The 9,177-nt window shown below is 68.2% G+C and carries 10 protein-coding genes and 1 pseudogene; 4 read left to right on the forward strand and 7 right to left on the reverse strand.

The features are described 5' to 3' along the window. Positions 1-52: 52 nt before the first annotated feature. Positions 53-259, reverse strand: a complete 207-nt coding sequence (locus AB0J09_RS45465) for a hypothetical protein (protein ID WP_360705797.1) — start codon at positions 257-259, stop codon at positions 53-55. A 10-nt stretch (positions 260-269) separates the two neighbouring features. Beyond that, a complete protein-coding gene (locus AB0J09_RS45470) occupies positions 270-1,235 on the reverse strand; it encodes a Tn3 family transposase (protein ID WP_360705800.1) in 966 nt (321 codons plus the stop codon). A 303-nt stretch (positions 1,236-1,538) separates the two neighbouring features. Here AB0J09_RS45470 and AB0J09_RS45475 point away from each other — a divergent pair, with 303 nt between their 5' ends. After that, the gene (locus AB0J09_RS45475; protein WP_360705802.1) at positions 1,539-2,486 is read left to right on the forward strand and encodes an enoyl-CoA hydratase/isomerase family protein; all 948 of its coding nucleotides are present in this window, start codon (positions 1,539-1,541) and stop codon (positions 2,484-2,486) included. A gap of 132 nt (positions 2,487-2,618) precedes the next feature. On the opposite strand, the gene AB0J09_RS45480 is transcribed toward AB0J09_RS45475, so the two are convergent. Together AB0J09_RS45480 and AB0J09_RS45485 are read right to left on the reverse strand one after the other, a co-directional pair. Next, on the reverse strand, positions 2,619-3,158 hold the full coding sequence (locus AB0J09_RS45480; RefSeq protein ID WP_360705805.1) for a TetR/AcrR family transcriptional regulator: 540 nt from the start codon (positions 3,156-3,158) through the stop codon (positions 2,619-2,621). Continuing rightward, a complete protein-coding gene (locus AB0J09_RS45485; RefSeq protein ID WP_360705807.1) occupies positions 3,155-3,487 on the reverse strand; it encodes a hypothetical protein in 333 nt (110 codons plus the stop codon). The genes AB0J09_RS45480 and AB0J09_RS45485 overlap by 4 nt, the downstream gene beginning before the upstream one ends. 355 nt (positions 3,488-3,842) lie before the next feature. On the opposite strand from AB0J09_RS45485, the gene AB0J09_RS45490 reads away from it, so the two are divergent. Then, positions 3,843-4,220: a hypothetical protein gene (locus AB0J09_RS45490; RefSeq protein ID WP_360705809.1), complete on the forward strand. Its 378-nt coding sequence runs from the start codon at positions 3,843-3,845 to the stop codon at positions 4,218-4,220. A 161-nt stretch (positions 4,221-4,381) separates the two neighbouring features. On the opposite strand, the gene AB0J09_RS45495 is transcribed toward AB0J09_RS45490, so the two are convergent. The 3 genes from AB0J09_RS45495 to AB0J09_RS45505 form a co-directional block, all read right to left on the reverse strand. Further along, complete coding sequence (locus tag AB0J09_RS45495) at positions 4,382-4,828, reverse strand: hypothetical protein (protein ID WP_360705812.1); 447 nt, start codon at positions 4,826-4,828, stop codon at positions 4,382-4,384. A gap of 365 nt (positions 4,829-5,193) precedes the next feature. Then, positions 5,194-6,309: a HAMP domain-containing sensor histidine kinase gene (locus AB0J09_RS45500; protein ID WP_360705815.1), complete on the reverse strand. Its 1,116-nt coding sequence runs from the start codon at positions 6,307-6,309 to the stop codon at positions 5,194-5,196. Next, positions 6,306-6,968, reverse strand: a complete 663-nt coding sequence (locus AB0J09_RS45505) for a response regulator transcription factor (RefSeq protein ID WP_360705818.1) — start codon at positions 6,966-6,968, stop codon at positions 6,306-6,308. Before AB0J09_RS45505 ends, AB0J09_RS45500 begins: the two co-directional genes overlap by 4 nt. A 151-nt stretch (positions 6,969-7,119) precedes the next feature. Here AB0J09_RS45505 and AB0J09_RS45510 point away from each other — a divergent pair, with 151 nt between their 5' ends. Further along, positions 7,120-8,643, forward strand: coding sequence for a hypothetical protein (locus AB0J09_RS45510; RefSeq protein WP_360705821.1), 1,524 nt, complete (start codon positions 7,120-7,122; stop codon positions 8,641-8,643). Between the two features lie 187 nt (positions 8,644-8,830). After that, positions 8,831-9,177 (forward strand): annotated as a pseudogene (locus tag AB0J09_RS45515) (hypothetical protein); the annotation flags it as partial.

The raw sequence follows: 9,177 nt of genomic DNA on the forward strand, positions 1-9,177 counted from the left end.
GGACCGCACAGGCTGGGCTGCGCGGTCCGGCGGGGGTTTCGATCGGCGCAGTTCAGTCACCAAGGGCGTCGTCCGGGATCGACGGCGCCGGCCCGCCATCGCCGTCGTGTCCGTTGCCGCGCTTGAAGACGTGCGGGGCCAGCCGGTGCACCAGCCAGCCGAGGAGCGCCGCGGCGGCGACCACGATCGGGAACGGCACGGCGAACCGCGCGAGCGCCGCGCAGGTCCCACCCGGCCCCGCCCGTGTCGAAAGAGCCACAGGATCTGGGCTACTCCGGTTGGCGCCGCTGGGCAGCACCCTCGCCGCCGCCCAGCGGCAGACGCTTGGCCACGTCCAGCAGTACCTCGCCGTAGGGCTGGACGTGCTGCCAGAACAGCGGCGTCAGCCCGCGCCGGTCGGCGGGCTTGAGCAGCTCGGCCCACTCCGCATCGGCGGGGACGTCCTGGAGCATCAGCGTGTTGATGTACACGAGCGCTGCCTGCAGGATACGCAGACACAACACGCTCATCTCCAGCTCCTCACGCCGGTTGGTGGCGATGTCGCCGCCCTTGCCGTAGAAGATCACCGAGTTCGCTCCGTTGGAGGACTCCACCACGTTGAGCCCTTCCTGGATCTCCCGCTGCAGTTCCCGAAGACGGAGGTAGCGGGCGACAAAGATGGTCTTCTGCGCCCGGCCCACCTCCAGCATGGCCTGGTAGGTCGGATGGGTGGCGGACTCGGTGAACCGGCGCAGAATCGCCTCGGTGGAGGCAGTGCCCTGCTTGATCGCGGTCGCGTACTTGATCATCTGGTCGTAGTTCTGCTCGATCAGGTCCCAGCGGATCGGCCGGGTCATCGCCGGCGCCAGCCGCGAATACAGGTCGCTCTCGCCGCTCTCGACCCGGTACAGCTTGACCTTGTTGATCCGATTGATGCGCGGCAGCAGGTCAAACCCCAAGAGCCTGGACACGCCGAACCCGATTTCCGTCTGGCCGTGGGAGTCCACATAGTTGCCCTCGACCTTCATCGTGGTGCCGTGCCGTACCGCGCCCTCGATCATCGCGTGCACCTCCGAGACCGAGGCACGCAACGTCTGGGAGTGCACGACCATGGACCCACGCTCGATGTGCCAGTAGATGAGGATGCCGCGACCTCCGTACCGCGAATGCCACTCGGTGAAGATGTTCTGGTCGTAGGCGCGCACGTGCGTGGAGTCGGTGGCGACGGTGGTGGTCCCCTCGCCCCACAACTCCACGTCCCGGGCCGAGCTTCGTCAGCTTGATCGCGCCGGACTTGCGCTCGGAGATCGCCACCCAGTAACCACATCCACCAGGCAGAATTCGAGGCCTCACCAGGGCTTGCTCAACGTCGAGGACGCCCTTCGGGCGGCTCAAGATAACGAACGTTATTCGACACCGAGATGACCAACCTCGCGCTCTGCGACTGATGACATGGATCCGAGTGGGGGCCACGTCGACGCCGACACCGTCAATCGGGAGATGTCGGTGCTGAAGGCCGCGCGAGGCGGCTCTCGGTATAACGCGGAGAAGGAGGCGTGATGGCGAAGCCGCTCGGCCCGAATCCGACGTTTTCTGTGGTTTGTCGGGTATCCATCACGGGCTGGTTTTTGAGGATTGAGCCGGCTGTGGCACGCGAGGAGCATGATCGCATGACCGATCAGTTGAACACAGCCAGATGGGCGGGGCTTGTCAGCCGCCCCGACTTCGCCGAGTACGCGGAGAAGTACCGCGACTTCTTCGTGATGCGCCGCCGCGACGGCATCCTTGAGCTCCGCATGCACACCGACGGCGACTCGTACGTCCAGACGTTTGCCGGTCACAACGCCTGGGGGCAGGCATGGCTGGAGGTCGGTAACGACCCGGAGAACGAGGTGCTCATCCTCACGGGTACCGGCGACCACTGGCTGGACGCGCGGCGCAGCGCCGACGGGCATTTCGATCGGACGGTTGACGACATTGCCAAGATGTACGAGGACGCGGCGAAGCTGTTGCAGAACTTCGTCTTCGGCGTCGACGTCCCGACGATCGCCGCGGTCAACGGGCCCGGACCGCACACCGAGATCGCGCTCGCCTGTGACATCACGATCTGCACCGAGGACGCACGCTTCTTCGACCCGCATTTCCTGGTGTCGACCGCGCCCGGTGACGGGCAAAGCCTCACGTTCCAGGAACTGATGGGCACCAAGCGAGCCGCGTACCACATCTACACCGGCCAGGCGGTGGATGCGCGGCAGGCACTCGAGTACGGCATGGTGTCGGAGATCGTGCCGCGCGAGCGCCTGGTGGACCGGGCGTGGGAGCTCGCTGACATGATCATGCGACGTCCGCGTGGCGCGCGCCGGATGACGCACGCCATCGTCAGCCGACCGTGGAAGCAGCGGGTCGTCAATGACTTTCCATTCCAGCTGCACAGCCAGGCTGCGGCGCTGTTCCTCGACGGCCCGCGGGCGGGCCGACCACCGGTCGGGGAGGAGCTTCGATGGTGAGCCCGCTGGTGGACGGGCATGGTGCGCACGGAACTGCGAGGTGGCGGCGTTCAGCGGCATCCTGTACGCCGCACGCAGGCGGGCATGCTGCCGAACGGCGAGCAGCTCATGACCGCAGAAGTACCCGGGTCACTATGACGTCGGCCTTGGCCCGTACAACACCGCTCGGGTCACCTCGTCGGCCACCTGGTCGGGTGGGGTGTCCGGCAACCCGCTCTCCCGCCACCAGCAAACCGCGCCAACGATCGTCGAGCCGACGATGTGCGCCGTCACGGCCGACTCGTACGCGCACCGTTCGACGAGCAAGCGAGACACCTCGGTGCGCACCGCGCGCTGGATCAGCGGGCGCAGAACGTCGATGTTCCGCCGGCAGCCGTCCGCCCGGCTGGAATCCTCCCACAGCAGCACCGCCAGGGCGTGGACGAGGTCGGCGACCGGCGTCGGCGCAGCCGGGAGCCGGGTGGCGAACCGGTGCCGGATCTCATCGCGCACCATCGCCTCGGCGAACGCGTACTTGTCGGCGTAGTGCGCGTAGAAGGTGGCTCGGTTGACGTCTGCGCGCTCGGTGATGTCGCGTACCCGGGCTGCGCGAAAGCCCTTCTCACGGATGACCTCGATGGCCGCCTGGCGCAGCAGCGATCGCGTCCGCCGGACCCGCCGGTCCGCGGTCATGCGGGCGCTTTCGAGTCGTCAACGAGCGCGACAAGGCGGTCGCGGATCGCGGTAACGTCCCCGATGAGGCGGTCGGCGAGGTGCACGCGGGTGACGCATAGCGTCATCGCGCAGCGACTCGGCACCGGCCGCCCGCCGGGCCGGTCCGGCACCCGCTGGTCGAGCAGGGACGCGAACATGGCAAGATCAACGAGCGTGGAGCCGGCGTCGAGCAACCGCCGGTGCTGCCGCGGATCCGGCGCGGCCCGTCGTCGCCGTATCCAGCCGGAGTGCACAGCGCGTCGAGGAAACTCGCGCTCCCCGTACCAGCGCATCGCCCGCCAGGTCACACCGCCCCCATGATGACTCCGCATTCGACAAGTAGACTACGACGGCCCGGCTGGCACGCTGGCCATTTTCTGGCTCGCCACTAACGGCAGACTGGTGAGCTACGAACTGAGCGCCGAGCGAATCGCCGTCGATCTGAAGAAGATCCTATAGGCACTCCCTGCCATCTCGGCCATGCTGTGCATTACGGCTCGTCCCGCTCCTCCGAGCGAGCCGAGGCTGCCGATAGTCAGTCGGGTGTTCAGGTCCAGGCGTACCTCGCCATACGGGCGGACGTGCAGCCAGAACAGCGGGGTCAGACCGCGCCGGTCGACCGCGGGTCAGCAGGGCGGCCCACTCGGGATCGGCGAGCACGTCTTGCAGCATGAGGACATTCACCATGGCGAGCGAGGCCTGCAAGATCCGAAGACCATCGTCTCCCTCGCGGCCGAGGCAGGCGTTCACCGCATGGCGCTGCAAAAGCGTCACGCAGACCTGAAAAACGAGTTCTACGACCGCGTCCGCACCGAAACCAAGCAGATTCCCGAAACGGAAAAGCGTCTCCAGGAGGAGGTCGCGAAACTCAAGAAGACAGTTGTCGAGCAGAGAACCGAAATCGAAAACCTGCGAAACCAGGTCACTCAACTCACCCTCGCGAGCGCCGTTCTCGCCCGTGGAAGAGACCCTCAGGAGACCGAGAGCAACCCTGACAACGTGGTCCTACTTCAACGCCCCAAGCTGAACACAAGTACTTGACAGGGAAGATAGCGTCGGCTCTGGCCGTGACACGCAACGGCCGCCAGCACTGCCGACACCGGCGAGAAGCCGCCATACCTCCACCGTACGCCCGGGCAACGGGCCGTCCGGACGGGGCCAGGTCAGGCCCGCCGGTGAGCTCTCGGACCAAGGACGGACCGTCACCGGGGATCGGCGTAGGGGTTGACCTCGGCGTAGACGTCGTCGGCCTCGGTGAGGTCGAACCCTTCCTCCCACCGGCTGAGCTCGGGCCAGTTGTCCGGGCCTCCGACGCGGAAGCGGGAGCTCCACCGTGGCTGGGCGACGTTCCAGGCGTGCAGCTCGGGCTGGTCGACGGGGTAGTAGTCCATGCGGCGCCGGACGAACGTCTCGTCGTAGACGCAGAAGTTGCCCATGTCGTCGCGGTCGTCGCGGACCTCCTCCGGCAGCGTCACCACAAGGGTGATCTGGTCGGTGTCGGGATCGGCCTCCACCATCACCGGCATGACGTAGCGCACCCACCGGCGCCGCGGTGGACCGTCGCGTTCTTCGACGATGACGATTCCGCCCTCCTCCTCGTCCCGGTCGTCGACGACCTCGTCCCACGCCGGGTGCATCTTCTCAGCCATCCGCGCATCCTTCGAAAGATCGGCCAAAAGGACAGGATCGCGCAGCCAGGCCGGGCACGGCGAACGATTCGCCGGATCCCTGGGATCTACACCCCCTCCTCCTCCACGCCGCCGTCGGGGAGAGCGGGGATGTCGGGGATCTCGCCGAGATGCCGCAGGCCTTCGGCCGGTGCAGAGGAAGAGATGGAGTAGCGGCCCGGACGCCTTCGGCCCGAAAGACCTCATCGAACCCGGTCATAGTCTTGAACGCTGCTCCGCAGGTGAAATCGGCCAGTGGCGACAGTGAGCCAGCACGCGCTGCGTTACCGCGATCTAGCGCTCCGATGCGGGTGGCAGCGCCGCCCTCGCGCCGTCGTCCCCTGACGTCAGGGATCGTTCGTATGAGATCCGTGCGCGAACTGCACGGTGATGGACAGGCCGCCTTCCGGGCGTGCGCTGGTGGTGAGGGTGGCGTGGTGAGCTTGGGTGACGGCATTGACGATGGCGAGGCCGAGGCCGTAGCCGTCGCGGCGGCCGTGACGTTCGGGCGCCAGTTTCTGGAAGGGTTGAAAGAGGCGCTGGATCTGGTTGCCGGGGATGACTGGCCCACTGTTGGTGACTGTAAGGGCCACCTGCGTGCCGGAGGTCTGCGTGGTGATCTTTACGTGCCCGTCTGCGTGGTTGTGGCGGATGGCATTGTCGATGAGGTTGGCGACGAGGCTTTCGACCAGTCTCGGGTCCCCGGCCGTCACTGCGGGCGTCAGGTGTTCGGCGAGGTCAATGCCTGTCTGCGTTGCTTGGTCGCGGCGGGAGGCGAGCACTCCTTCGACGACGTGGGCGAGGTCCAGAGTGTCCCAGCGGGCGACGCCGCGCTCGCTCGTGGCCAGAGCGAGCAGTGCTTGGACGAGCCGCTCCTGGTGTCCGCCCAGAGCGAGGGCCTCCTGGCAGACCGAGCGCAGGGTGCCGGCGTCGGCATCGGGGTCGGCGAGGGCGACTTCAAGCAGGGTACGCAGCCCGGCCAGAGGGGTGCGCAACTCGTGGGAGGCGTTGGCGACGAAGTGGCGTTGGGCGTCGAAGGAGGCCTCAAGGCGGGCGAACAGGTCGTCGAGGGTGTGGCCGAGCTCGGTCAGCTCGTCCGTGGGCTCGCCGAGGTCGAGGCGCCGGTGGAGGTCTCCGGCTGAGATGATTTTGGCGGTGGCGGTGATGGCGCGCAGCGGCTGCAGGAACCGGCCGGCGACGAACCAGCCGAGAGCCAGGGCGACGGGGATCAGAAGGACCAGGGCGACGGCGGATCCCGTGAGGAGTTGGGGCAGGCTGATCCCAGGCCCGGTGTCGGTGATCGCGCTCGATGAGGGTTGGTCCTTGGGGGTGGCCGCCTGGACGCTGGCGAGCGGGACGGCGACGAAGACGACCACCAGGACCCCGGCGGCGTAGATGCCCGCCGCGTAGGCGAGCGCGAGCCGCGTCTGCAAGGACCTTCTGGCGAACTTTCGGGAGGTCATGACGGTCCGATGCGGTAGCCGCCTTCGCGGATGGTCTCGATCACGGGCGGGTCGCCGAGCTTGGCCCGTAACCGGTGCATGGTGTGCTTGACGGCGCTGCTGAAGGGGTCGGCGGCCTCGTCCCAGACGCGTTCGAGCAGTTCCTCCGCGGAGATGACCAGGCCAGGTACGGCGAGCAGGCATTCGAGCAGAGCAAACTCCCTGGGGCTCAACTCAAGGCGCCGGCCGGCCCGGAACGCGGTGCGGCGGGCTGGATCGAGAGTGATGTCCCCGCATGCCAGGGTGGGCGGTAGCGGCGGGGTGGCGCGGCGGGCCAGGGCACGGACGCGGGCGACCAGTTCGGCGAACGCGAAGGGCTTGGCCAGGTAGTCGTCGGCGCCGAGGCTGAGCCCGTGGACGCGGTCCTCGATCGTGCCGGAGGCGGTGAGCATCAGCACGCGCGTCTCACAGCGGCCATGGGCCAGCCGCCGGCAGATCTCGTCCCCGTGGACGCCGGGCAGGTCACGGTCGAGGATCACCACGTCGTAGCGGGTGGCGGCCAGGCGGTCGAGGGCGGCGGTTCCATCCAGGACGACGTCGACGGCCATGCCCTCGCGGCGCAGCCCGGTTCCGATGGAGCGGGCGAGGACCTCGAAGTCCTCGACGACGAGGACCCTCACCGCCACTCACCGCCGGTCGTCGTGTGGACGGGGCGGCCGAACCGTCCGCCGGGTCGAGGTGCCATGGTTCAACGATGCCAGATCCCCGGTTCCAGCCGGGTCGCAGCGGCTGCGACCCGGCTGGAACCGGGTGCCGCGTACAACCGTCGGCATGAGTTCATTCACGCCTCACCGATCCAGCCCGCGGGCCGGGCGGGACCGTTTCCCTCAGTTGCTGCACGCGGAGTGGACCAAGTTCCGCTCCGTGCGCGGCTGGGTGCTCGCCATGGCGGCCTCCGTGCTGGTCACCGTGTCGCTCGGACTGCTGGTCGCCGGGGGTGCCCGCAGCACCTGCGTGACCGGGAAGGGCGAGGGCCCCTGCCCCGCGCCTTTGGTGGGACCCGATGGCACGGCGGTGAAGGACAAGTACTACTTCGTGCACCAGCCGCTCAAGGGGAACGGCAGCATCACCGCCCGCGTGTCGGGCATGACCGGGCAGATGCGGCTGCCGGACGTCGTACCCGGAGTGCGCAACGTCAAGGAGGGGGTGGTGCCGTGGGCGAAGGCCGGGCTCCTGGTCAGGCAGAGCCTCAAGCAAGGCACGCCGTACGCCGCCGTCATGCTCACCGGAGATCACGGCGTGCGGATGCAGCACAACTTCACCCACGACGTGCCCGGCGGTCCTCACAATGGCCCGCAGTGGCTGCGGCTGACCAGGTCGGGCGACACCATCACCGGCTACGAGTCAGACGACGGCAAGACGTGGACCGAGGTCAGCACGGTCAAGCTCACCGGCCTGCCGGAGACGGTCGAGATCGGGCTGTTCGCCACCTCACCAGGCGCGTTGTGGGACATGGCGGAAGCCTTCGCCCAGGCCACCGCCACCTTCGACCAGATCACGCTGCAGGGCGCGAACGGTTCGTGGCGGCACGACGACGTCGGCGTCTCCATGGAGTCCGACGGCAAGACCCCGCATCACCCGGGCGGGGTGGTCGAGTCCGGCGACAAACTCATCGTGACCGGGGGCGGTGACATCGGGCCCGCCACGGTGGAGGGCGGTGTGCGCGCTGACCTCATGCTGATCGGCGGGGCGGTGGGGCTGATCTTGGTGCTCATGGCGGCGGTCACGTTCTTCACGGCGGAACACCGGAGGGGGCTGATCGGGACCGGTCTGCCGGCCGAGCCGCATCCAGCGCGGCTGCTGGCGGCCAAGGCTGTGGTGGTCGGCGCGGCTGCGTTCGTGGCGGGGCTGGTGACCTCGGGGGTCGTGGTCCCCGTCGGCCTGGCGATGTTGCGTGCCAATCAGAACCCGATTCAGCCGATCACCCTGGGTACCGAGCTGCGGGTGATCGTCGGCTACGCGGCGCTGACGGCGGCCGCCGCCGTACTGGCTCTGGGCCTCGCCGCGTTGGTCAAGCGGGCCGTCGTCGCCATCGGGCTGGCCATCGCACTGGTCGTCGTGCCCTACCTGCTGGCGACCGCAGGTTGGGCGCCATGGCTGCTGATGATCACCCCTGCCGCCGGGTTCGCGATCACGCAGAGCGTCCCCACGTTCGCACATGTGGACGTGGACCTGTCACTGCTCGGGGGCTATTACCCGCTCCCGCCATGGGTGGGTTTGACCGTGACCTGCGGATATGCCGCCCTCGCCCTCGGGGCGGCGATAGCCGTATGCCGTAGGAAAGTGCCACGTTAGGTTCCGCTCACCCAAAGGAGCTCGGCGGCAGCAACCCGGTATACGGCTCAGACAATGCCGGAAGTACGCCCGAACCTCGAGGTCATGAAGGCGCGCCGTGCAGGCGGTCGCCTCGCGCGGCCGCTGCGCGACTCCGGCACGTTATCCGGTACATCGCGCCGGACGCCGTTCGCACCTGGCGGCCGGCATGAGCGCCGCGCCGAAGATCACCGCGTTGCGCGGCGGGCACGTCAGCCTCGCCTCAGCCGTCGACACCTTCCTGGCCACCCCGCGGACGGCCAGCCCCAACACCCACCGTGCCTACGCCTCGGCGATCGACCGCGTCATCGACCGGCTGGCCCGCGACCGGTTGCCGGCGGAGGTGGCTGACGACGAGATCGGCCAGGCGCTCGCCGCGTTGTGGGGGGCGAGTTCGCCGGGACTTCCCGCCGTATGTCAGCGGCGGCGTCAGGACGGCGACAGCCCGGTATCAGAGCGGTCGGCGAGGGTGGATGCCATGAACGGTTCAGCGATTGCGGCCTCGGGGCTGCGAAC

This window comes from Nonomuraea sp. NPDC049784 (assembly GCF_040659615.1).
Lineage (GTDB): Bacteria > Actinomycetota > Actinomycetes > Streptosporangiales > Streptosporangiaceae > Nonomuraea.

Bases quoted from the DNA above. Each gene is read 5' to 3' on its own strand.
- AB0J09_RS45510 (WP_360705821.1), top strand. From the start codon at position 7,120: ATGAGTTCATTCACGCCTCACCGATCCAGCCCGCGGGCCGGGCGGGAC.
- AB0J09_RS45480 (WP_360705805.1), bottom strand. From the start codon at position 3,158: ATGACCGCGGACCGGCGGGTCCGGCGGACGCGATCGCTGCTGCGCCAG.
- AB0J09_RS45500 (WP_360705815.1), bottom strand. From the start codon at position 6,309: ATGACCTCCCGAAAGTTCGCCAGAAGGTCCTTGCAGACGCGGCTCGCG.
- AB0J09_RS45475 (WP_360705802.1), top strand. From the start codon at position 1,539: ATGGCGAAGCCGCTCGGCCCGAATCCGACGTTTTCTGTGGTTTGTCGG.
- AB0J09_RS45495 (WP_360705812.1), bottom strand. From the start codon at position 4,828: ATGGCTGAGAAGATGCACCCGGCGTGGGACGAGGTCGTCGACGACCGG.